The organism is Paenibacillus sp. OT2-17 (assembly GCF_009827695.1).
Taxonomy (GTDB): domain Bacteria; phylum Bacillota; class Bacilli; order Paenibacillales; family Paenibacillaceae; genus Paenibacillus; species Paenibacillus polymyxa_B.
In genome coordinates this window covers 1-23,015 of sequence record NZ_WUDQ01000001.1, presented here as the reverse complement: position 1 = coordinate 23,015, position 23,015 = coordinate 1, and the positions used below count along the sequence as shown (strand labels likewise).

Sequence of the window (23,015 nt, the reverse complement as noted above, 5' to 3'; positions counted from 1 at the left end):
CAGAACAAAAGGAACCAGCGCTACCGATGCTTTGGTAAAATGCTGACATAAAACAATTTTTAGTACAGGTGGTAGACAGATGAACAAATACGAGCGGATTGCACAAGAGGTCAAAGAGCGGATTATGAATAAGACCTATAGCAGTGATGATCCGATTCCCGATGAGATCTCACTGGCAAAGGAGTTTCGTGTAAGTCGGATGACGATTAAGCGGGCATTGGACACATTGGTGATGGATGGGTTGCTGAATCGTAAAAGAGGACACGGAACCTTTATCGTCAAATCAGTTCACAATGGCCCTGTTAACGTTGTCGTAAATGAAATGCTGGGGTTAACCAACGTACTGCGCGGGAAAGAGATCAAAAATAAAATCGTCGCCTTTGACGTTCAATTTCCATCCGAAGAGGTAGCGACCCATTTATTTATTGATGCCAATTCTCCTGTATATCATGTGATCCGTCTGCGTGTCGTGGAGGGTGAGCCCTACGTTATCGAGCGCACATACATGCCCACGAAGCTGATCAGCGGTATTACAGAGGAGGTGCTGTACGGCTCGGTGTACAAACATATTAAGGAGGAGCTGGGACTTAATATTGTCGGTTCACACCGTACCATCCGGGCCTCCAAGTCAACGGAACTGGATCGTGAGCATTTGGACTGCGCAGCGGATGATCCAATCTTGGAAATTGAGCAGGTGGGTTATCTGGATACAGGTATACCATTTGAATACTCGTTCTCGCGGCATCGGTACGATAAATTTGTGTTTACCACAGTGAATCGAATGCGTTGATTAGTAAAAAAATAAGCATAAGGGTTCGAGCTACATATTCTCGAATCCTTGTGCTTTTTTGTGTTTACAATAAGTTTAAGGGAAAATGAGATGCTTTATTTTTTACAATAAGCAATAAAACTTTCTATCCATTGTATGGTTATAGTTTCGCGTAAAATAGCACCATCTAATACAAGATAATCGCCAAAATTATCACTATCAAGAGGAGGAATAGTTTCATAACGTTCTTTATTTTTGCGTAAATGTTCCAGCCTATCTTGATGTTGAAGCAGCTGATGTTCCAACAAATATAATCGGGTTGTTATATCCAGATGATTAGAAAAATACATTCTCAGCTTAAACACATCTTTGGGAGTGGGTTCAATAGGCTCTGCTTTTTTTAGCCATTGTAAAAAATCTTCTTTGCCATTCTCCGTAATCGAATACAATTTTTTTTCTAAAATTTCTCCGCTAATTTGGATCTCGTAGACGATAAGTCCCTCATTAAGCAGTTTTTTTAATTCTGGATAGATCTGACTATGCTTTGCAGTCCAAAATTCGCCTAAATCTTTACTGAATTCTTTACCTATATCATAACCAGTCATAGGTTCTTTATTTAACAAGCCCAGAATGGCATATTTTAAAGTTCTCATAAGGCACTCTTCCTAACATTTTCGTCGTTTATTGGTTAAGTATAACATATTTAGCGAGTCCACAATAAGATTGATATATTATTGAAAACATATTTAATAAAACATATAACTACATACATGTTCCTGTTGATATATTGCAAAGCACGTGTTAATATTATTTCGAAATATGTGAATGATTTCACAATACAACGACGAGGGAGAAGAAGATCTCAGTGGAACTTACAAAAAAGAGATGGATTATTCTGATTGCAAGCTGTTTTATTAATCTGTGTATTGGATCAATTTACGCGTGGAGTGTATTTTCTGCCCCAATGGCAGAATATTTGAGCAGCGTCACAGGACTTAGTTTAACACCGGGGAATTTGGCTATTGCATTTACGATTACAAATTCGGTAGGTCCTATCACGATGATTTCAGGTGGCTGGATTAATGATCGATTCGGGCCCAAGAAAGTGATCTTTGTAGGGGGCTTGCTATTTGGAGGCGGTATGATTTTATCAGGATTTGCAACATCTGTAGGTTACCTGGTATTGGCTTACGGTATCGTACTCGGCCTAGGAACGGGAATGGTTTACGGATGCACAATTAGCAACTCTATTAAGTTTTTCCCTGACAAAAGAGGATTAGTTGGCGGTATAACAACGGCTGCTTATGGAATAAGCTCAGTTATTATACCTCCTATTGCCAATAGTTTAATCAGTAGGTCTGGTGTGACATCAGCATTCATTATCATCGGTATAGCATTTCTTATTATTGTATGTGCTGCTTCTTTCTTCATTGAGAAATGTCCATCTGACTTTGTTCCTGCAGGATGGACACCCAAGACTGTAAATGTTGGCCGTTCTATTCAGAACGACAAAGACTGGAAAGGCATGCTCTCAAGCCCTCTGTTTTATATCATGATCTTGTTATTAATGTGTGGTGCTTTTGCCGGACTCATGTGTACATCACAAGCTTCTCCTATAGCTCAGAAAATGATTGGTATGTCTGCGGCAGCCGCTACGACAGTTGTTTCCGTATTGGCATTGTTTAACACGGGCGGACGAATCGTTGCAGGCTATATCTCGGACAAAATCGGTCGAATCAATACCCTGGCTTTTTCTTCTGTCTTTTCGGTCATAGGACTCACATTGCTTTATTTTTCAGGCGAAGGTAGTGTGTTGACATTCTATATTGGTATTTCAGTTATTGGTTTATGTTTTGGTGCACTGATGGGGGTATTTCCTGGATTTACTGCCGATCAGTTTGGTGTGAGAAATAATAGTGTGAATTATGGAATTATGTTTATTGGATTTGCAACAGCAGGATACTTTGGCCCATCGATTATGAGTCATGTTTACAGCACAGACAGTAGCTATCAGAGAGCCTTTGTCATTGCGGCCGTACTTGGCATAACCGGACTTGTTCTAACATTTGTATATAAGTTCACTACCCGAAAAAATAAGAAGATGGCTGTGGATATGAATCAGAAAGCTATCAATTAACCCATAGCAATAAATACAGATAAGGAGCATGAGATCATGCAAAGAAAATATCCCAATCTATGTAAACCAATCACAATTGGAAATGTGACTTTCAGAAATAGAATGTTTGGCTCTCCTATGGGAGGTACAGATATTACAGCTGACTGCACTATTGGACCGAAATCTACAGCTTTTTATGAATTAAGAGCAAAAGGCGGTGCTGCGTCAGTTACGGTCAGCGAAGTCGTGGTTCATCCTGAGACGGAAGCTTCCCATATGTACCATCTGGATCTGGGGACAGTAGATTCTCTTGCTAGTTTTACCTATACTGCAGACGCTATTCGCCGTCACGGGGCAATTGCCAGTGTGGAATTGTCTCATTCTGGACAGTATGCAGGAACTTATCTGACTGACAAAAATAAGAAACAAGGACTTGCTCAGTGGGGACCCAGCCCCGGAGTACGCCCGGATGGCAGAGAAGTAAAGGAACTTTCGCAAGAACTAATTGATGATATCGTAGCAGCTTATGGTAGATGTGCTGGACTGGCCAAGAGAGCAGGTTATGAAATGATTATGGTTCATGGCGGACATGGATGGTTGATTAATCAGTTTTTTTCTCCTTATTTCAACCGCAGAACAGACAAGTATGGCGGATCTTTGGAAAACAGGGTGCGTTTTGCACAGGAGGTTCTTGACTGTGTTCGTAAAGCTGTGGGTTCTGGCTTCCCAATCGAGTTTAGAATGAGTGGCTCAGAGTTATTTGAAGGCGGCTATGGTCTGACAGAAGGTATAGAAATTGCTAAATTAATCGAATCAAGAGTCGACTTGCTTCATGTATCTGCAGGAACCTATCAGACAGGATTTGGTATCACACACCCTTCGATGTTCTTGCCTCATGGAAGTAATGTTTATCTTGCAGCAGAGATTAAGAAGCATGTAAGTGTTCCGGTTGCAACGGTCGGCGGATTAAATGACCCGGCACAAATGGAAGAAATCATTGCCAGCGGTCAGGCGGATGTTGTTGAAATGGCTCGCGCACTGCTTGCTGATCCAGAGCTTCCAAGAAAGGTGATGAGCAACCGCGACGAGGACATTATTAAATGTCTGAGATGCTTCACCTGTATGGCAGAACGTGCAGAAACATCCACAAGACGCTGTACAGTTAACCCATTAATTGGTCGTGAGATGGATGGAACAGAAATTTACCCTTCCCCTAATCCACGCAAGGTTTTAGTAGCCGGTGGAGGCCCAGGCGGGCTTTATGCAGCTCTTACTGCAGCCAAACGCGGACATAAAGTTATTCTATGTGAGAAGGCTGACGAGGTAGGCGGTATTTTGAGGGGAGAGCAGGCGATTCCTTTTAAATATGAGATGTATGAATTAGGTGTTACTCTCGGAAAGCTGGCTAAAGACGCTGGCGTTGAGATCCGTTTGAATACACCTGTTACTAAAGAGTATGCAGAGAAAGAAAATGCTGATGCGTTAATTATCGCAGCTGGTTCCGCAGCAATTGTTCCTCCAATTCCTGGATTGAATGGTGATAACGTAGTCATTGTTAATAACTACTATCTGGAGAAGGATAGGGTCAGCGATAGCGTAGTCGTATTGGGAGGCGGTCTGGCAGGCTGTGAAGCAGCAATTCACCTTGCCCAGGAAGGTAAGACGGTTCATCTGGTAGAGATGAGAACGGAGCTGGCTCCGGATGCTAATATTAGACATCGTCCGATTATGCTAAAAGAAATCGAAAAGAATAACATTCAGGTTCATTTAGGATTTAAAGGGCTGAGTGTTACACAAGAAGGTGTTGCTTGCGCTGATCAAAATGGTGAAGAACATTTTGTTCCAGGTACTTCAGTCATTTGTGCGCTTGGACAACGTCCAAGAAGAAACGTAGTAGATGAGTTAATTGATTGTGCACCTTATGTTGCACAAATCGGAGATTGCGTTAAGGCATCTACTATCACGACTGCAATATATCAAGGATATCATGCAGCGCTTGATATCTGATTATCTGCGACTCACTATCATTGCCCGGCATGGGACACTTCAGGAGTCTAAGAGAGGTACTCGAACATAGCGGTTCAACACAAATTGCACAGCTCCTGCAAATGGGTACAACATTGCGCAAGAGCTGTGCGATATTTTTTTAAGGATTAAGGCAATATTCCAAGTGTGAAAGTTAATTGCCAAGCAATCTTACTTCATGCACCGTCGGGGTATACCAGTTGTTCGGGTTATTGAATAGCACTGCATTTACAAGGTTGATTCGCACGTAGCGAGCTTGAAAATTGACTTTGTCACTGGTAAAACCATACGTGGTATTACCTGTACGATCAATCGTGGAGTAGTTAACTCCATCCATGCTGTATTCAATTTTATATTTGTAATACGCTTCAGATCCTTTGTACATAAACCATGAAATATCCACTTCGCTGATGGTCTTGGTACTGCCTAAATCGACCTGCCACCAAGCGGGCCAGGATGCGGAGGCAGCCTTCCACGAGGTTTGGGCGTTGCCGTCGTTCGCCAGTGAAGCTGGAGAACTGGATGCGGCTGAGCTAGCAGTCGCTGTTTTGCCCTGTGCGTGATTCACAAGGGACGGCAGGATTACTGTGCCTGTCGCAGCATCCAGATCCCAGCTACTGTACCAGTTCAGGGTTGCTGTTTTGTTGGAGTCATTCAGAGTTAGTGGCAACCAGATGAATTTGTGGTCGCTCAGATTGAGCGGATTCCAGCGATCGCCCATATAGATGTAGCTGGTTCCTGCGCTACCTGTAATCGTGGCGATGGAATGGATTTGCGAGCCGTAAGCCGCCGGATCACCGAAGGGTGACAGAGCAGACCAGCTTCCAGTCATGGAACTGGCGGTTGCGTAAGCGCCCTGATTCGGATACCAGCCAGATGCCTGCGAGGTGAACAGGTAGTAGATATTGTTCTTTTTCACAACAGCAGGAGCTTCGCGATAGCCATTTTCAAAAATCCAGCCAACGAACGACTGCACACCTGTATAATCGGCTGTCAGCTTGAAGATCGCCATCGTATCATTGGCGCCGCCATTTTTACGGGAAGCTGTAATAAGGTAGCCGCTACCGTCAGTATCCGTGAACACCGTCATATCACGAGACTCGTAATTCAGTGGGCGGAAGCTGCCTTGGTAGGCAAAATTTCCGTCGGGTGTATCGCTGGTAGCGACGGCTACACGACCTAGTGAGTAGTCCGTGCCATTTTCATAGTGCGCCCATAGTACATATTTTCCGGTGGTTTTGTTGTAGATAACTTTGGGACGCTCGATTTTGCTCGAATTCAGCTCAGGGGCGGAATCTTTGGTGAGAATACTGCTGCGGAAGGACCAATTTTTCAAATCGGTTGAGGTATATACGTTCACTTTTTCAAATTTCCAGTTTTCGGCGTGCTCGCCGTACCAATAATAAGTAGAACCTACTTTTAGAATATTACCGCTGTTCGCCTGAATCGGGTTACCTGCGGTGTCTTTCCAATCCGTTCCGTTCGTAATGGCTGTGCTTGCTGTTGCGCTCAGGGATAGTTCAGCATTGGCGACGTCCAAGCCATTCAGCGCTTGGTTTACCTCGGTCCCATAGGTTGCTTGCGTAACGCCTCTTATATTGGCATGTGCTGTGTCGGGTTGAAGACCCGCACTGGTCACTGCGAATAGGATACAAATCCATGCGGCTAACCATTTGCTGCTGTTGATCCACTTCACGATATCATCTGCCTCCTTTAACACGGATAGGATGGGTCGGAATGGCTTGTCCGGCACCTCATCTTCGATTTTATCGTAATTGGAAGCGTTTACAAGTGGAATAAATTGAAGTCTTTAGCATGGTGAAACTGTTGTTACGAGAAAGGACAAATCTGATCACTGCATACAAAATAGGTATATAGATATTTGAAACTTTGGGGAAAGCTCGTCAGTTATGTGGGAAGCGTTTGTAATTGTGCGTTTTGTCATTGACACGTTCACATTATTTCAAATTTAAAGTGACTGGAATCACATAAACGGTTACTTTATGTGGGTATACTTGCTTTAAATTGAGGGTTACAAATGGAACATATGTTGAAATACCCTTTGTTATCTTATTTTGGAGAGAAGAGGGATACAAAGATGCTAAGTGAGCAAACCATTGCAACGATCAAATCGACTGTACCTGTTTTGGAGGTACACGGAACTACAATCACCAAGCGTTTTTACCAGATGATGTTTGAGGCCCATCCCGAGCTTCTCAATATATTCAATCACGCGAATCAGAAGCAAGGACGTCAACAGGGAGCGCTGGCCAATGCTGTATACGCGGCTGCACAGCACATTGACCGTCTGGAGGAGATTCTTCCGGTGGTACGTCAGATTGCACATAAGCATCGCAGTTTGGGAATTAAGCCCGAGCATTACCCTATCGTCGGAAAATATCTGCTCGCTGCGATCAAGGACGTACTGGGAGATGCGGCTACAGACGAGATCATTGCCGCATGGGCCGAGGCCTATGGTGTGATCGCTAATGTATTTATAGACATGGAAGCTGAAATGTACAAGGAGGCTGGACAGCAGCAGGGAGGCTGGTCAGATTTTAAGAGCTTTGTTGTGCAGAAAAAGGTTAAAGAAAGCGACCAGATTACGTCCTTTTATCTGGTGCCGCAGGATGGACAGGTGTTGCCTGAATTCGAACCTGGGCAATATATAAGCTTAAAAATGGAAATTCCGGGTGAACATAATACCCACATTCGTCAATACAGTCTTTCGGATGCACCGGGCCAACCTCACTACCGAATATCTGTAAAGCGTGAGAATGCTGTAGAGTCCCGTCCGGCAGGTAAAGTATCCGTGTATCTGCATGAGCAGGTGCAAGAGGGCGATGTGCTTCAGGTATCTGCACCGGCGGGTGATTTTACGCTGGATCGGACAGATCGCAGACCTGTCGTGCTGATCAGCGGCGGGGTCGGGCTAACCCCGATGGTCAGTATGCTGGCTTCCTTGGTGAAATCTGCTCCGCATCGGCCTATCACCTTTGTCCACGCAGCAGTCAACGGGGATAACCATGCTCTGCGTAATGAGGTAGAAAAGCTGGTCGCCACACATGCACAGGCTGCAGTTCGCTGGTGTTACAGCAGACCAACGGAGCAGGATCGGCTGGCACAGGCTTTTCACAAGGAAGGCCGTTTGGATCTGGCCTGGTTACAATCCGTGATACCGGATCGGAACGCCCAATATTATTTTTGCGGCCCTGAGGGATTCATGCAATCGGTATACGGCCTGTTGAAGGAGTGGAATATCCCTGCTTCGGATATCCACTATGAATTCTTTGGTCCTGCTAGCGCATGGGAAGCAGAAGCACAATAAAACATCAAAAAAGACGAAGGATATTTATCCTTCGTCTTTTTTGCGATGATTACGATCGAAAATCCTGTTCATTGGGTACTACTTTTCAAAGTGCGCTCCTGTTTTCATAACAAGGGAGTACGCAAAAATTCCATACCTCGCGGCATATATGGGCGTAAGGCCTTCGGAATACGGATCGAACCGTCCTCTTGCTGATGATGCTCCAGCAACGGAATCAGAATCCGGGGCGAAGCGACCGCTGTGTTGTTGAGCGTGTAACAATATTTCAGCTTGCCGTCCGCATTGCGGTACCGGATGTTGGAACGGCGCGCCTGAAAATCAAGCAGCTGGGACGACGAATGTGTCTCGCCGTAAGCCTGGCGGCTGGGCATCCATGTCTCAATGTCCACCTGCTTGTAGGTTTTTTGCGCCATGTCGCCTGTACAGACAGCCATCTTACGGTAGGGCAGCTCCAGCAGTTGAAGCAGGTCTTCCGCATTGCGCGTAATTTCCTGAAACATCTGTTCCGAAGCGTCCAGGCTGGCTTCGCAGATGACGACCTGCTCAACCTTGGCAAACTGGTGCACACGATACAGTCCGTGCACATCCCTTCCGGCCGAGCCAACCTCATTGCGGAAGCATACGGACACGGCTGCCAGCCGAATCGGGTCCGTAACATCCACGATCTCACCGCTGTAATACGAGACCAGCGGCACTTCCGAAGTGCCTACAAGCCACTGATCCTCTCCTGAGATGCGGTACGTCTGATCCAGTCCGAGCGGGAAAAAACCAGTGCTGCGCATCGCCTCTGCACGTACCATCAGCGGAACATCCAGCAACTGGAATCCACGTTCAGTCAGCAGATCGACCGCAAGCTGCTGCACAGCCCGATGCAATGCAACCCCTGCTCCCGTCAGATAATAATTACGGGTACCAGCTGTTTTGACACCCCGAGGGACGTCGATAAGCTTGTGAAGCTCACCGAGCGCCATATGATCCTTTGGTTCAAATTCGAAGTTCGGAACCGACCCGACCCGCTCCAGTTCCACATTATCCTCATCCGATCTCCCCCGTGGTGTATCTGGCGATACGATATTAGGCATCAGAAGCAAGAGCTGTTGAAACTGTTCCTCTACTTCCTGTTGCGGGGTTTCCAGAAGATCTAGCCGTCCGTTAATTTCTTTAACCTGCCGCTTCGCCCCTTCTGCCTGTTCACTCTGGCCGGCATGGATTAGCGCGCCAATATCCTGACTACACTGATTACGCTTCTGTCGAAGCTGTTCCACTTCCTGAAGTAGCTGTTTTCTCTGATCATCCAGGGTCAACAGCTCCGCGACCGATACCTGTATTCCTTTGCCGTCTGCTGCCGTCTGAACTTGCTCTTGATGCTCTCTGATCCATTTGATATCCAACATGACACCGCACTCCTTTTCGGATAAAAATACAAAAAGCGCCCTCATCCACATGGGACGAGGAGCGCTTTGATCTCGCGGTGCCACCCAAATTGACCAGACAGCATGACAGATGTCATAACTCTCCAATCCACTTTGCTCCGCTGTAACGGGCGGCTCCGGTTTACTTAGGTACATATCGCCATATCCTACGCTAACGTATGGTCCTTGGCGTAAACGCCTCCGAGTTGGATGCTCTTCATAGGCATAATATCGTTTGCTTTTTTGTAAGTATACGGATTTTCGGCAGGTTAATCAAGGGCATGACTCTGCAACACATCCATGCGGGTTTCATGTTTGCGAAGGGAAGAGGTAGGCTTTATTTCATATGTATATCCATCCTACTTCATCTGCGCTCATAAAACTGGAAGAATATATAAGTAAAAGCCCCAATTTAACGCCCAAAATGGGCTATAGTCTCTATAATGACTTTTTAATTTCATGTAAAATGTAATGATTACCAAAATGGACAGCAATGGAGGAGAACATGGAGGATTTTAAAGATCGTTTACATACGATCCGCCAAGAACAGAACAAGCTGCTCAAGGAGTATCAAACATTAATCGCGGACTATGAAGCCTCAGATATCATTTTGGAGAATGAGGTTCTGCGAAAAAAGTTCGAGGATTATCAGGCTCGCTGCATTCACTTGGAAGAGCGAGTACGACATATTGAGCAGGAAAATGGAAAGCTGCGCACTGCGCTGACGGAGCAAATGCTGAGTGAAAAAGCGAATATGATCCGCATTTCGCGTGAAAAGCTGGAGACCTATTTTGCCTCCAGAACTACAGAAGGGGAAAATCGGCTGACAGCCTTTGAATATGGGGCTAAAAACCGGGTGGACCAGCTTATTCAGCAAACTACGCATGAGCTTAAAGAAGATCAGGACGAGATCGTCGCCAGATTACGACTGTTCTCAGAGGAGATTCGTGACCGGATCATGGAACAACGCGAGCGGTTTCAGGAGGCCGAGCGCCAATTGCTTCATCAGACGGCAAGCGAGTTCCAGCAGTTCGGAGAAGAAGAGATCAGCGAGGAAACGATGCAGAAGCGCATGAAGCAAAATCAGTTTGAAATGAAGCTAGGCTTGAACTGGATCAACAAGCTGGGGATTTTGCTCATTATATTGGGTGTGGGAGCCGCTTTTAAATACTCATACTCGAACTGGTTTACAGGAAATATGAAGGGCGTGGCCTTCTTTCTGCTAGGAGCGCTGATGCTGGGCGGCGGGGAATGGCTGTACCGCAAGCAGAAGCAGACCTTTGCGCTCGGTATTTTGGGCGGCGGTATTTCTGTGTTGTACGGATCGATTTTTTACAGCTACTTTTTGTTAGAAATCATAGGAATGTATACAGGCATAGGCTTATCCGTACTCGTTACGGTGACCGCTGTGCTACTGTCATTAAGGTATGAATCCCGAACGATATGCTCTTTTGGTTTAGTAGGGGGATATCTCCCGCTCTTTTCCTATATGGCAGCGAACGGACTGGAAGGGAACGCCGTGTATATCGCCATGGGCTATTTGTTCCTGTTAAACTTGCTGATTCTGCTTGTATCCTTCCGCAAACGGTGGGTCGTCGTGCAATATATCAGCTTTTTACTTAATACGCCCTTGATGATTGTGCTGGCGTGGTTATCGGAAAGTGCCGTAGCGAGCATGCTGTATGCAGTCATTACATTTGCGATGTACCTCGGGATGACGCTGTGGGTGCCGTTCCGTTTAAAAACAAAACTGTCATGGCTGGATTTCTCCCTTTTGGCTCTGAATACAGTCGTGAGCTGTTCCGTTCTGTATTCTCTGTTCGGCGATGCAGGCCTGGATGATTATAAAGGCTTGCTGGCTCTCGTCTTTTGCTTGGTGTACGGGGGTCTGGGACAATGGGTCCGTCGATATATTCCAGAGGAGAAACAAACCAAAATATTATTTTATGCGACTTCGTTGACCTTTGCCATCCTTATGGTGCCGTTCCAGTTTGGAGTTAGATGGTTATCCATGGGCTGGTTGATCGAAGCGGTTCTTCTTACATTATATGGGCACCGTTACCGGTTGAAGGAATTGGAACGAGCTGGCTGGGGCATTTTATTACTGTGTCTGGGCGCATTCTTTTTCGTCGATTTCCCTATATATCTGTTGTCAGGATTTGAGACAGACTATTTTGGACTCAAATATACGCTCATTACACTGGGAATGTTGATCGTTACCGTCTTCTATGCGATTCAATTTAGCCGTCCGAATGCTTTCAAAAACAATCGTTTGTACGAAATGCATATCATGCAAGGATTTAAATATGTAGCTTTGGTGAACGTGTATTTCTACCTTTTGTATGAAGCCGGGCATTGGTATAACATCGTTGTATCCGACGGGTTTGTCCATTACACCTTGTACAAAGTGTTGTTGTACACCTGCGTATCGCTGGTGTTGGCTTATTTCCTGCCTAAGGTGAGGTTGCTGTATGATCGGGTGATTAAATACTACAGCTTGGCGTTGTACGTCATAGGCTACGCGCTGGCACTGGTGATCACCGTAACGGTTCCAACCTTGCATGAAAATTATGCACAAAATACGGCTGCTGATTATGTGGCGTTAGTGGTACTCGCAGCCTTTAATGTGCTGGTATTCTTCAGCAGCAGGGATTTTCTGAACGCACTGATGACCCGACATTATAGAAGCAATGAGTTGTATCCGGTCATTATGGGTGTATATTTGCTGGGTATCATAACCGCCTTTCTCGGAGTTCAGTTCCGCCTGGGGGATGCTGGTCTTGTGTTCAGTCTGGTGTATTTGCTGCTGGCCATTTTGTATATTGTATACGGCTTCCTCAAGCGAGTGGTCTACATTCGCAGATTTGGATTGGGCTTGACCTTGCTGTCGACAGGTAAGCTGCTGTTGTATGATCTGCACCTGTTAACGACGGGGAGCACGATTGTAGCCTACTTCTCTTTTGGTGTTGTACTGTTGGCGATTTCGTATATTTATCAAAAAGTATCTAATCGCATGGGAGAGACCATAATAAAGAAGGATGTTGAAGAAAATATGTAGTTTTCTGTTGTATTTTGTAGATACGGAACATTATGAAAATAAATCCGGTAATAGTGAAAAATTATGCATGACCTTACATCCTACTTACGCTATAATGAGTAAAAATTATTTATGTACGCATGCTCATGTTTATGCGTAAGTAGAGAGAATGAGGGGGATATAATGAATTTGAGCAAGGGGCAGAATAGCCTGTCTGATAAAAATGAACGCTTCTCGTCTGCTGGATTCATATTGGCGGCGATCGGGAGTGCGGCAGGACTAGGTAACATATGGAAATTTCCATATATTACAGGACAATATGGCGGAGCTGCATTTTTCTTATTGTTTATTGTCTGCCTATTGCTTGTTGGTTTGCCTGTACTTTTAGCAGAGCTTGCGCTTGGTCGTGCAGGTCGAGGAAGTGCTGCTTCTGCAATGGTAAAAGTAGGCGGTCACCCGATTTGGGGCAAGATGAGCATTATGTTTGTTATCGTGCCTTTTGTTATCTTATCGTTCTATGCCATTGTAGGAGGCTGGACACTGCATTATGCCGTAGAGGCATTTAGCGGAAATCTGTTTTCAAATAATGATTTTGCTGGACAGTTCGCTTCTTTTTCCTCCGGGTATGCGCCGTTGGTTTGGCTGTTAGTTGTTTTTGCATTTACAGCAGTCGTGGTTACTCTTGGGGTATCAAACGGGATTGAAAAGTTCAATAAAATTTTGATTCCTGCCAAGGTCATCCTGTTGCTCGTTTTGATGATTAACGCTCTTATGCTGCCAGGCTCTGGTGCGGGCGTATCCTTCTTTCTGAATCCCGACTTCTCTAAGCTAAGTATAGAGTCTGCATTGGTTGCTTTGGGACATGCCTTCTTCTCACTCTCACTGGGGATGGGAATTATGATCACGTACGGTGCGTACGTGGATCGCCGTCAATCGCTGGGTGGAGCCATGCTGGCAGTTGGTGGCGGAGATTTAATCTATGCGTTTATCGCAGGTATGATTATTTTCCCTACAACCTTCTCCTTCGGAATTAACCCAGCTCAAGGACCATCGCTGGTTTTCATTGCTTTACCGGCTGCTTTCTCGGCAATGCCTTTTGGTGCATTCTTCGGCGGTTTGTTCTTTGTACTGCTGGCGGTTGCTGCATTAGGTTCTATGGTATCCTTGCTGGAAGTTCCAGTAGCCTATGTCATGGAGCGTATGCGTTGGAGCCGGGTTCGCTCTGTTATCGTCGTATCGGTCCTGTGCTTGATGCTGGGCGTCCCTTCTGCATTGTCCATGGGCCTGGTGCCGGAATTAAAAGTGGGGGATAAATCATTCTTTGATTTCGTAGACTTCACCGCTTCCAACATCTTCTTACCGTTAGGCGGTTTGTTGATTGTTATATTCACAGGTTATTACTGGAAGACTGCGGCTGAGCATGCGAACATCAAACCCTTCTGGTTCAACGTGTGGTTATTCGGTCTCCGGTATGTTGCACCGATCCTGATGTTGTTGGTCTTCCTTCATACCTCAGGTATCATCAAATTTTAAGAGCATAGAATACTAATAAAAAGGCATTTTCTTCCTAAGGGAAGAGATGCCTTTTTTTGTATATCTATCAGTGGTTACCTAACTGTGGAAAGGAATGATATAATAAAAACATTGTCATTAATTTTAACTTCATTGAAATCATTACGATTATGAAGTTTTATATAATGAATGAAAAGGCTACAGGGCATCGCACAGACGATGTGCAGGAGAGGGAAAGGGCAGAAGAGCATTGAAACAGACAGGGAGCTTGAATTTGCAAGAAGGACGGCGGCTGAAATGAAGTCTAAACAATTGCCGTCACAACGTCGTTATATGCCAGGTTTGGATGGATTAAGAGCGCTGGCGGTCATCGCAGTCATTGTGTATCATCTGAATCCGGATTGGTTGCCGGGTGGTTTGTTGGGTGTAGGCGTGTTTTTTACTTTGTCGGGGTATCTGATTACAGATATTTTGGTGAGTCAGTGGGATACATATCATAGTTTTAAAATGAAAGATTTCTGGTTGCGTCGTGCCAGAAGGTTGCTGCCTGCCATGTTGACGGTTGTGGCTGTCATTGTCCTGTGCTCGTTGCTTTTCGATCCGTCACGGCTAACGGCCTTGCGCGGAGATGTACCTGCCGCATTGGTGTATATGAGCAATTGGTGGTTTATCTTCCATCAGGTTTCGTATTTTGAAAGTTTCGGCCCACCTTCTCCGCTTGGACATCTGTGGTCGCTGGCGGTGGAGGAGCAGTTTTATATCTTATGGCCTTTACTGCTGGCGCTTGGGCTAAAATTCATGCCCAAGCGTATTGTGCTCGCAGGCTGGGTGACTTGTCTGGCGTTAATATCTGCACTCCTGATGGCCGTGATTTACGTACCAGGAAGCGACCCGAGCCGGGTGTATTATGGCACGGATACGCGCGGATTTGCTCTGCTGATCGGTGCGGCGCTGGCCTTGGTATGGCCAAGCGGCAAACTGAAAGAGCAAGCTTCAGCTAAGGCGCGTATGCTTTTGGATAGCATCGGTGCAATAAGCTTGCTGCTGCTTTGTCACTGGGCGTGGGCCTCGAATGAATACGACCCATCTCTGTACCGGGGCGGCCTGCTGGGCATAGCTTTGGTCACTGCTATTGTGATCGCAGCGTTGGCACATCCGGTAAGCCATCTTGGTCGTCTGCTTGGAATCAAGCCGCTACGTTGGATTGGAGCCCGCTCCTACGGACTGTATCTGTGGCATGTTCCGGTTATTACGCTAACGACGCCTCAAGTAGATACCGATGGCGTGCATGTGATGCGTATCATTTTACAATTGCTAGCTACCGTATTGCTGGCGTCTCTCTCATTTAAATATATCGAGGAGCCGATTCGCCATGGAGGATTCCGCCACTGGATCACAGAAATCCGTTCAGCGGTTCGTAGACAGGCGCGGTGGAGATGGATGCCTACAACTACAGCGGCTGTGCTTTTTGCAGGTATTCTCGTGGGTACCGTCCACCTGTACGTGGCGTCTCCTGATGCAACGATTCAGGCGGCATCAAGTGATGAGAAGCCAGTCGCAAAGGCAAAAGCGATGCCGCCGCTTCACGGAGCGGTATCCGTGGCTTCCAAGGAGCCCAAAGCCATCAAGCTGCAAGGGTCCGAGGGCAGCAAGGTGCAGACCCCAGTCCTGTCTCAAGCCCAGATGCCTAAAAACACGGCGGTCCAGGCTGGTACTACGGACGATGTTACGAAACCGTCGGAACCTTCGGACAAACCCAAAGAAGCTACGCCTATTACAGGTGATGGCTCGAGTGTTACCGCCATTGGAGACTCTGTCATGTTGGATGTACAGTCGTACATTCAGGATTCCTTCCCGGGAGCTGTTGTAGATGGACGGATCGGCCGTCAGATGGCGGAGGCACCTGCCGTATTGGAGCAGCTAAGACAGAACGGACAGCTGGGTAAGACAGTTATTATAGAGCTGGGCACGAACGGCGCTTTCACCAAGGATCAGTTAGCGAATTTGCTGGCCAGTCTGAAGGATACGAAGCATATTATACTCGTGAATACCCGTGTGCCTCGGCCGTGGGAGAGTATTGTGAACAAGCATCTTGCTGAGGCGGCGTCCCAGGACCCGCGAATTACAATGATTGACTGGTATGCAGCCAGCTCTGGTAAAAATTCATATTTCGAGCATGACGGAGTACATTTAAAACCTAGTGGTGCTAAAGCTTATGCGTCCTTGTTGGCTCAGGCCTTAACAAAGCAATCGTAATAAACTGCAATGATACTCATAAATTATGCAAATGCAAGACAAGAAAGCCACCGGGAGTAGGTTGTCCTCTGGTTGAAGTGCATCCCTAAATTTTCATCGGCTAAACCTAAGGGTTTTTCCCATGGCCATTCTAAGGCGTGTACATCAACCCTGATCCGGTGGTTTTTCTTATTTTAGTGGGAGGTACATAAGCTAATGGAAAAGGGCTATTCACATAGTAGGACAAGAGAACACCGCTTGAAGAGGAACAGAAAAAGACTAATTTTACTTGCTATTATATTATTTGTGGCAGGCTGTATTACTTTCATTGCGATAAAGGTCTCAGATAACAAAACGCATGCGCCAACACAGGAGCTTGCTAAAAAAACAGATTCCGTATCCAAGGACTCATCAAAAGGTAAAGTAAATGCGGGGGCAAAAGGTAAAGCGGTCTCTCCAAAAAGCGACCCCGAAGTAGAAGATGGTGCCTTTGTCGAAAAATATTTAAAACAGCAAATGCTAGGGCAGATGCCCGATGGAGCCGATGGTAAAAAAGTGGCCTACTTATCCTTTGATGATGGTCCATCCGTGACGGTAACACCTAAAATATTAGACATTCTGAAAAAACAGAAGGTCAAGGCAACCTTTTTTATCGTAGGAAAAGAAGCCGATGAAAATGAACATACCAGGAACATTATCAAAAGAATTGTTAAAGAAGGTCATGCGATAGGAAACCACACGTACTCTCATAATTATAAGTATTTATATCCTAACAAGAGGGTAAGCACGGACCATGTTATGCAGGATATTGAGAGGAACAATAAGGTGTTAAAAAGTATTCTGGGGCCAGAGTTCACCACAAGAATGATCCGGTTTCCGGGGGGCCACATGACATGGAATAGCAGAGATCCACAGGGGATGGCTGCTTTGGATAAAGTTTTACATCAAAAGGACTATCATCAGGTAGATTGGAATGTATTAACGAAGGATGCAGAGGGGAAATCCAAGAAGGCACCGGCACTAATCAACCAGTTTATAAGGTCAGTCAAAGGTCGTGAAAAAGCCATCATACTCATGCATGACACCTATGGTAAAGAAGAAACCGCAAAAGCGTTGCCGCAAATTATAGAATTCCTAAAGAAACAGGGATATGAGTTTAAGGTTATGAAGTAGGATATGTTTATATGTAAGAAAAGGACGGGGCTGATGGCCACCGTCCTTTTTGCAATTAAGGTTTATACTTCGCGTGTTTAGATGCGTTCTGCTTCACCCATCGCCTGAATGAAAGCTCCGATACCTTTGGGATCGTTGGTTATAATCGGCTCGCTGATATAGTAAGCGAAGGTGCCATCCCGACGATCTTTACCACCCAAACCGCTTACTTGCACCGTTTTGTTCAGATTCACGAGTCCTTCTTCAGTAATCGTGATAAATTCATCGATAATTCCCTTACGGATAATTTCTGCCTCTTGACGATATTGCTCTGGCAGATAGCCTTTGCGAACGCCCTTGGCAATAGCATAGAGAATCATGCAGGAAGCAGAGGCTTCCAGATAGTTGCCTTTCACATGGCCCAGGTTGAGCACTTGATAAAAGACTCCACTTTCTTTATCACGCACTTTCAGCAGGGCTTCCAGTGTTTCCGTCAGCATATCAATCAGGACGGGACGGTCTGCATGATCCTCTGGAATATAGTCCAGCACGTCAACGAGTGCCATAACGAACCAACCCATCGAGCGTCCCCAGAAATTTTTGGAGCAGCCTGTTTCCGGGTTGCACCAATGCTGCTCACCTTTCTCATCCCAGGCATGGTAGAGCAGGCCTGTTTTAGGATCACGTGTATGTTCATAGCAGAGCTTGAATTGCAGGGTCACATCGTCAAACTCTGACGGATCTCCGAATTCACGGATAAATTCAGCGTAGAACGGGGCACCCATGTACAAGCCGTCGAGCCAAATTTGATACGGATAAATTTGCTTATGCCAGAATGCGCCTTCGCTTGTGCGCGGGTGTTTTTCCAGCTGACTGCGTAATTGGTAGGCTGCCTTTTTATATCGTTCATCTCCTGTAGCACGATACAGAGAGAAGAGCAGCTTGCCGTTATTCACATGGTCAATATTGTACTCATCTACTTTATAGCGCTGAATAACGCCATTTTCGTCAACAAAATGATCCATATGTTTCTTTATATATTCCATATACTTGGGATCGCCTGTCAGTTCGCCAACCCATTCCAGACCTCTGTAAATGACGCCGTGGTCATATTCCCATTTTTCATAAAATTCCGGACTTCGTTGTAGAACGGAATCGCTCATACGTACTGCCCAAGAATCTGTTTTTGTAGGACTGGTGGTTGGTTGTGATGTTGGATTTGCCATGATACAGTCACCTCTTTAGTAAATGTTTAATCTGTATTTGTTATTGTTATTACATAGACGGAGTGTGTGTTTTAGGGTCAACAGGTTTGTTCTTGAAGCCCACGTTATTGTTGCCCCAGCACCGATCGTAATGGAAACCTGTCAGTTCCTCGAATACCTTTCGTGCTTCCGGTTTGGCTGATTTCATGGAGCCACCGTTTTTGAGGCGGTCAATTTCGGCGATCAGCTTCTTGTGGCTGTCAATATCCAGCTTCATCACGACAGAAGCAATCATACCGATGATCGCGAGAACGATGGTACCGACCACGAGTACATAAAAGATGGCGTGCTGAGCAGCGACTGGTTGACTATCAGCCCCGGATACAAAGCCAAAATGCTGTAATACCCAGCCAAGAATGAAGACGACAACGGCCCGCACCATTTTTCCGGCAAAAGTCATCATACCTGCATAAATACCTTCCCGGCGACGGCCGGTCAACGCTTCATCCACATCGGCAAGGAACGTGTATTGATTCCAAGGGATGTAGTAGACGCCCCCTGTACCAAGTCCCATGAACAGTGTGATGACATATAGCCATACCATCGTATTAGAGGCTCCCGTTATATAGAGCAGGCCATAACCTGCTACGCTGAAGCAAACGACAACGAGTGCGGCGATAAAAGGCATACGGAACCCTTTACGCACACAGAATTGGATGAAGAAATAGGTAGAAATCAATTGAATGACAGAGTTAAAGCTGTTCAAATTGGATACCATCTCCGAGCTTTGGAACAAGGAGAAGACAATAAAGTACGTAAAAGCAGAAGTAAACAGCCACTCAGCTGAAAAGCCGCCTAGGTACATACCGAGATGATGACGGAACGTCTTGACTCGGAAGGTAGAGGAAATGTCGACAAACAACTTTTTCATCGAATCTATAAAGGAAAGCGGAGCTTCACCTTCCAGTTCCTTTTGCAGTTCCTCACTTGGACGTTCCCAGGAGTTTTTATACAAGAATGCCATCGCAATCAGCAGAATAGCTGCAAAAACGAGACCGGTATAAAAGAAAGGCAATGGAGAGTCTTTGCCATACTCAGCAATAAAACGACCAGGGATAAAAGCAGCCGCAAAATTGGCGATTTTGCCAAACATGGCCTTCCATCCGGTCAATCTGGAGCGTGCGCCGAAATCTCGGGTCATCTCTGACGCTAGTGCTTCATACGGCACCATGACAGAGGTATACACCAGTTCAAACAGTACGTACGTACTCAGGTAATACCAGAAGCCCAACCCATCTACCCAAAGCATCGGATACACGAGCATCAGCGGGATACCCATCATGATGAAAAAGCGACGTCTGCCGAATTTACGGCCCAAGCGGGTCCGGTGAAAGTTATCGCTGATAAAGCCCATGACCGGATTGCTGACCGCATCTATGATGCTGGCAACAGAGAAAATGGCCGCGGCCTGAACGGGAGACAGTCCGCAAAAGGTTGTATAAAAGTACATTAACCACGCACCGCTAATAGCAAGTGCGCCACTTCCCAGCATGTTACCGCTTCCATAGGCGAGTGTATGTTTCAGTGTGATTCTTCGTTCCATGATCTGTTCACCTCATATTTTGTCTGGTTATGAGGACAATCACCGGTCGCTATATTATGCAGAATTGTCTAAGTTGGTAGATGGGCCAGGGCGTCCTGAGTTGGAAGGGGCGTTTAGCGTGCCCCTATATTAGTGCCGCTCGGTGTTCCCGAGCCGATCAGATCGCTTCCTTTGGCCAGCTTAAGGAAATCACCTAGCTGGATGGAACCGTCTGCACTTCGAGTGATAGAAGGCGTGAGACTAACAAAGTCGTCTGCACTGACTACCAGACCTTTGGCATTTGTCGATTTTTTGTTTTTCCACCAAACGCTAGAGTTGTCTTGATCTGTACCGCTTGTTTTGTCACTAGCGCTTCCCTCAAAGGAAAGATTGTTTATGAACACGTGATCACCCTTGTCAAAAGCAAAATTACTTTGTCCATTGTCCCACGAAGTATTATTGGTCAACGTAATGCTGCCGGGGTTGCTATTGTAGGTGAAGCCGTGTTTTTTGTTCTGGAAAGCAATGCTGTTTTTCACAATATGGTTGACTTTGATTTTGTCTCCACCCAGCTTAAATCCGTTGCCGTCGCTGTTCGCGGTAGACGTTCCATCTGAGGTCTGCCCGTTGTGGTGGGCCACACTGTTCAAAATGGTTACTTCGCCGATGGGACCCGTTTCGGTTTTGCTATACAAATCCCAGCCATCGTCTACGTTGTACGCAGCCAAGCAGTTATCAAACACATTGCCTGATCCTACAGTTAATTTAGCCGCGAAGCCATCGGCATCCTCACCATTATCGGGATCAGCGTTATCGTGAGAGTAAGAATTCAAAATCAAATTGTTCGAAGGCCACTCACTAGTGGAAGCGTTAGGCGAGTAACGTCCAAGCTGGAGTCCAGTATCCCGGTTGTGGTGGGTTTCCACGTTTTCGATTCGGTTATTGCTGCCGCCGATATAGATACCATTATCTCCGGCACCCTTTACTTCAAGGCCCTTTACTAGCCAAAAGTCTCCGTTAAGCTGAAGTCCACGATTGGCTGAACCAAAGGCTTGAGCAGAGAAATCAAGTACCGGCTTTTCACTACCGTAAGCGACCAACCCTTTGAGTGAGCCGTTATTGCCGCTGTTTTCACGCTGAATTGTAATCGTTGAGGAGTAAGTGTAGTTACCACCGCGCAGATAAATAGTTTTACCAGGAGCAATTTGTGTAAGTGCTGCTTCGAGCGTGGTAGGACTGGATATTGTACCCGGATTGGACACGTTACCATTTGGCGACACATACAAATCTCCTGCCGCTAACGTTGTGGAGACAGTTGTTGCGTCGGTTGTACTAACTGCCTCTTCTGTGAGTGCAGAAGAAGGGATGTCGTTGGATGACGTATCTGCGTAAGCGGTTCCAATAAGACAAGAAGAAGCGAAAACAAAAGAAACACCGAGCCTTAGAGCGTTAAATCCGTTTTTTGGACGATCATTTCGTTTAAACATGTAATTTCCTCCTTATTTGAGCTCATATTTTAAAAGAAGATAGCATCTATAAAAGTGACTCATGCTGTCTTTCCACTAAAAACAGGACACCTCCTGGGGGGACAGATTGATCTACCATTAGTCCAAAACGCTCTAAGAAGTATATGCACAGTGTAATATATGTTAACGTTTGCATCAACAGTTTTTTACTGTTTTTTTGATATTGTGAAAAAAAGTTCACACTTTTGTTTCAACTAAAAATGCAATTTTGCCAGACTGGGAAAATTTGATTATACTTAAACATTATACATATAATAGGAATGAAAACTGTGAGAAAGGGTGGGTTTAGTGCATGGAGAGTGGAAATCATTTGACGGATTCAACTGTCGAACAATTGCAGGAAAAGCAGCCACGAGTGAAAAATGAGATGATCGATTGGCTTAAGGCCATTATTGTAGCCATTGTGCTCGTGTTCATTATACGTTGGCTATTATTTGCGCCATTTATTGTTGAGGGAGCGTCTATGGAACCGAATTTCAAGACAGATGAACGAGTGGTCGTGAACAAGATGATTTATGATTTTCGTGATCCCAAGCCGAGTGAGGTTGTTGTATTCCATGTGAAAAAGGAACAAAAAGACTTTATTAAGCGTGTTATCGGAGTGGCTGGGGATACGATTCAGTATCAAGGCGATCATCTTTATGTGAACGGTAAGAAAGTAGAGGAGCCATACATTCAGGGAGCTATTCAGAATGCGCACGCCAAGGGAGAACTATATAACAATGTTGATTTTCCAAATGGAACCATAACCGATTCCAAGGTACCTGAGGGTTATATTTTTGTGATGGGCGACCACCGCAATAATAGTAGGGATAGTCGTGCTATTGGCTTTGTTTCTATTAAAGATATCGTTGGCCGTGCGGATGTGATTTTTTGGCCGGTGGATAGCGCGCAATGGGTTAAGCATAAATAATATAAGAGCGCCTAAGAGGGGGGGGGGATTCCTCACTTAAGGCGCTTTTTACTTTATAATCTCATTATATTTTTTTCGTAAACGGGTCAGGAAGCTTGCTATGGACGAAATGCTAAAGGCGCTAGGCCAATTTAAGGCTTAGCATGTGTACCATGGACAAGCCTGTTTAGGCCTGAACAGGTTGAAACCAAGAGGACTTGCGC

15 protein-coding genes are annotated in these 23,015 nt (G+C 45.6%); 9 read left to right on the top strand and 6 right to left on the bottom strand.

Annotated features, from left to right (window positions below):
- Positions 1-79 precede the first annotated feature (79 nt).
- Positions 80-790, top strand: a complete 711-nt coding sequence (locus GRP75_RS00075; RefSeq protein WP_023990962.1) for a GntR family transcriptional regulator — start codon at positions 80-82, stop codon at positions 788-790.
- 95 nt (positions 791-885) lie between these two features.
- Here GRP75_RS00075 and GRP75_RS00070 read toward each other — a convergent pair whose 3' ends face one another.
- Positions 886-1,422 carry a PadR family transcriptional regulator gene (locus tag GRP75_RS00070; protein ID WP_023990961.1) on the bottom strand — a complete coding sequence of 179 codons (537 nt, stop codon included), beginning with the start codon at positions 1,420-1,422 and terminating at the stop codon, positions 886-888.
- 212 nt (positions 1,423-1,634) lie between these two features.
- On the opposite strand from GRP75_RS00070, the gene GRP75_RS00065 reads away from it, so the two are divergent.
- Both GRP75_RS00065 and GRP75_RS00060 read left to right on the top strand, forming a co-directional pair.
- On the top strand, positions 1,635-2,906 hold the full coding sequence (locus GRP75_RS00065; RefSeq protein WP_076264575.1) for an L-lactate MFS transporter: 1,272 nt from the start codon (positions 1,635-1,637) through the stop codon (positions 2,904-2,906).
- A gap of 36 nt (positions 2,907-2,942) precedes the next feature.
- A complete protein-coding gene (locus GRP75_RS00060; RefSeq protein ID WP_160788294.1) occupies positions 2,943-4,892 on the top strand; it encodes an oxidoreductase in 1,950 nt (649 codons plus the stop codon).
- A gap of 172 nt (positions 4,893-5,064) precedes the next feature.
- On the opposite strand, the gene GRP75_RS00055 is transcribed toward GRP75_RS00060, so the two are convergent.
- Complete coding sequence (locus GRP75_RS00055) at positions 5,065-6,606, bottom strand: family 43 glycosylhydrolase (RefSeq protein ID WP_076295198.1); 1,542 nt, start codon at positions 6,604-6,606, stop codon at positions 5,065-5,067.
- Positions 6,607-7,008: 402 nt separating this feature from the next.
- Between GRP75_RS00055 and hmpA the strand changes: the two genes are divergently transcribed.
- Positions 7,009-8,238 (top strand): NO-inducible flavohemoprotein, encoded by a 1,230-nt coding sequence (gene hmpA, locus GRP75_RS00050; protein WP_160788293.1) that lies wholly within the window; start codon positions 7,009-7,011, stop codon positions 8,236-8,238.
- A gap of 104 nt (positions 8,239-8,342) precedes the next feature.
- On the opposite strand, the gene serS is transcribed toward hmpA, so the two are convergent.
- Positions 8,343-9,632, bottom strand: coding sequence for a serine--tRNA ligase (gene serS / locus GRP75_RS00045; protein WP_160788398.1), 1,290 nt, complete (start codon positions 9,630-9,632; stop codon positions 8,343-8,345).
- Between the two features lie 523 nt (positions 9,633-10,155).
- On the opposite strand from serS, the gene GRP75_RS00040 reads away from it, so the two are divergent.
- The 4 genes from GRP75_RS00040 (at position 10,156) to GRP75_RS00025 (ending at position 17,607) form a co-directional block, all read left to right on the top strand.
- Entirely contained in the window at positions 10,156-12,708 is a 2,553-nt protein-coding gene (locus tag GRP75_RS00040; protein WP_160788292.1) for a DUF2339 domain-containing protein, read from the top strand.
- A 162-nt stretch (positions 12,709-12,870) separates the two neighbouring features.
- Positions 12,871-14,220, top strand: coding sequence for a sodium-dependent transporter (locus GRP75_RS00035; protein ID WP_013312591.1), 1,350 nt, complete (start codon positions 12,871-12,873; stop codon positions 14,218-14,220).
- Positions 14,221-14,496: 276 nt separating this feature from the next.
- On the top strand, positions 14,497-16,455 hold the full coding sequence (locus tag GRP75_RS00030) for an acyltransferase family protein (protein WP_237448874.1): 1,959 nt from the start codon (positions 14,497-14,499) through the stop codon (positions 16,453-16,455).
- Positions 16,456-16,650: 195 nt separating this feature from the next.
- Positions 16,651-17,607, top strand: a complete 957-nt coding sequence (locus tag GRP75_RS00025; RefSeq protein WP_160788290.1) for a polysaccharide deacetylase family protein — start codon at positions 16,651-16,653, stop codon at positions 17,605-17,607.
- 77 nt (positions 17,608-17,684) lie between these two features.
- On the opposite strand, the gene GRP75_RS00020 is transcribed toward GRP75_RS00025, so the two are convergent.
- The 3 genes from GRP75_RS00020 to GRP75_RS00010 all read right to left on the bottom strand — a co-directional run bounded on the left by GRP75_RS00020 (position 17,685) and on the right by GRP75_RS00010 (position 21,860).
- Complete coding sequence (locus tag GRP75_RS00020) at positions 17,685-18,812, bottom strand: glycoside hydrolase family 88/105 protein (protein ID WP_023990952.1); 1,128 nt, start codon at positions 18,810-18,812, stop codon at positions 17,685-17,687.
- 49 nt (positions 18,813-18,861) lie between these two features.
- Positions 18,862-20,394, bottom strand: coding sequence for an MFS transporter (locus GRP75_RS00015; RefSeq protein WP_025719365.1), 1,533 nt, complete (start codon positions 20,392-20,394; stop codon positions 18,862-18,864).
- 113 nt (positions 20,395-20,507) lie between these two features.
- Positions 20,508-21,860, bottom strand: coding sequence for a right-handed parallel beta-helix repeat-containing protein (locus tag GRP75_RS00010; protein ID WP_075154931.1), 1,353 nt, complete (start codon positions 21,858-21,860; stop codon positions 20,508-20,510).
- 331 nt (positions 21,861-22,191) lie between these two features.
- Here GRP75_RS00010 and lepB point away from each other — a divergent pair, with 331 nt between their 5' ends.
- Positions 22,192-22,812, top strand: a complete 621-nt coding sequence (gene lepB / locus GRP75_RS00005; protein WP_023990950.1) for a signal peptidase I — start codon at positions 22,192-22,194, stop codon at positions 22,810-22,812.
- The last annotated feature ends 203 nt before the right edge of the window (positions 22,813-23,015 follow it).

Coding starts and splice junctions, on each gene's coding strand:
- GRP75_RS00075 (WP_023990962.1), top strand. CDS start 80: ATGAACAAATACGAGCGGATTGCACAAGAGGTCAAAGAGCGGATTATG.
- GRP75_RS00070 (WP_023990961.1), bottom strand. CDS start 1,422: ATGAGAACTTTAAAATATGCCATTCTGGGCTTGTTAAATAAAGAACCT.
- GRP75_RS00060 (WP_160788294.1), top strand. CDS start 2,943: ATGCAAAGAAAATATCCCAATCTATGTAAACCAATCACAATTGGAAAT.
- hmpA (WP_160788293.1), top strand. CDS start 7,009: ATGCTAAGTGAGCAAACCATTGCAACGATCAAATCGACTGTACCTGTT.
- serS (WP_160788398.1), bottom strand. CDS start 9,632: ATGTTGGATATCAAATGGATCAGAGAGCATCAAGAGCAAGTTCAGACG.
- GRP75_RS00040 (WP_160788292.1), top strand. CDS start 10,156: ATGGAGGATTTTAAAGATCGTTTACATACGATCCGCCAAGAACAGAAC.
- GRP75_RS00035 (WP_013312591.1), top strand. CDS start 12,871: ATGAATTTGAGCAAGGGGCAGAATAGCCTGTCTGATAAAAATGAACGC.
- GRP75_RS00030 (WP_237448874.1), top strand. CDS start 14,497: ATGAAGTCTAAACAATTGCCGTCACAACGTCGTTATATGCCAGGTTTG.
- GRP75_RS00025 (WP_160788290.1), top strand. CDS start 16,651: ATGGAAAAGGGCTATTCACATAGTAGGACAAGAGAACACCGCTTGAAG.
- GRP75_RS00020 (WP_023990952.1), bottom strand. CDS start 18,812: ATGGCAAATCCAACATCACAACCAACCACCAGTCCTACAAAAACAGAT.
- GRP75_RS00015 (WP_025719365.1), bottom strand. CDS start 20,394: ATGGAACGAAGAATCACACTGAAACATACACTCGCCTATGGAAGCGGT.
- GRP75_RS00010 (WP_075154931.1), bottom strand. CDS start 21,860: ATGTTTAAACGAAATGATCGTCCAAAAAACGGATTTAACGCTCTAAGG.
- lepB (WP_023990950.1), top strand. CDS start 22,192: ATGGAGAGTGGAAATCATTTGACGGATTCAACTGTCGAACAATTGCAG.